Raw genomic sequence first — 956 nt, forward strand, 5'->3', positions numbered from 1 at the left:
GCCGACCGCGCGGCCGCCGGCTCCCCGCCGATCCCCTCCTCGACCGACTCGCGCGCAACGTCCGACAGGCCCTGACCGTGACGCATCCCAAGGAACTCCCGCTGGCCGAGCTGCAGTTCTATGCGACCGCGCCCTATCCCTGCAGCTACCTGAGCGACCGCCAGGCCCGCTCGCAGGTCGCCACGCCCAGCCACCTGATCCATGCCGACGCCTACTCCAGCCTGGTGGCGGCCGGCTTCCGGCGCAGCGGCATGTTCACTTACCGGCCCTACTGCGATGGCTGCAAGGCCTGCGTGCCGATGCGCATCCCGGTGGCGGATTTCCATCCCAACCGCAGCCAGCGCCGCGCCTGGGCGCAGCACCAGCACCTGCAGGCGCGGGTCATGCGGCTGGGCTACAGCGACGAGCATTACCAGCTCTACCTGCGCTACCAGGCCGGCCGGCACAGCGGCGGCGGCATGGATCACGACAGCGTCGACCAGTACACCCAGTTCCTGCTGCAGAGCCGCGTCAACTCGCGGCTGGTGGAATTCCGCGAGCCCGGCGGCGCGCTGAAGATGGTGTCCATCCTGGACATCCTGGGCGACGGGCTCTCGGCGGTCTACACCTTCTACGAGCCCGAGCCCGGCGTCAGCTACGGCACCTACAACGTGCTGTGGCAACTGCGCCAGACCCGCGACCTGAGCCTGCCCCACCTCTACCTGGGCTACTGGATCGCGCAGAGCGACAAGATGGCCTACAAGGCCCGCTTCCTCCCGCACGAGCTGCTGCGCGAGGGGCACTGGCAACGCGTCGACCGCTGACGCAGGGCCTCCCCGGCGCCTCGCCGGCCCCCTCCCCGACGCCTTCCCGGCGCCACACCCCCGGCCGGCCCCACCCTCCTTCGACCCAAGGGACGCCTCCCGGCGCCTCTCAACAGACACTCCCTCTCCCCGCTTGCGGGGAGAGGGTGGGGG

The 956-nt window shown here is 70.8% G+C and carries 1 protein-coding gene; it reads left to right on the forward strand.

The window, feature by feature from the left end:
- Positions 1–77: 77 nt before the first annotated feature.
- A complete protein-coding gene (locus FUT87_RS27450; protein ID WP_091732664.1) occupies positions 78–803 on the forward strand; it encodes an arginyltransferase in 726 nt (241 codons plus the stop codon).
- The last annotated feature ends 153 nt before the right edge of the window (positions 804–956 follow it).

It is taken from the genome of Mitsuaria sp. TWR114 (genome assembly GCF_007997345.1).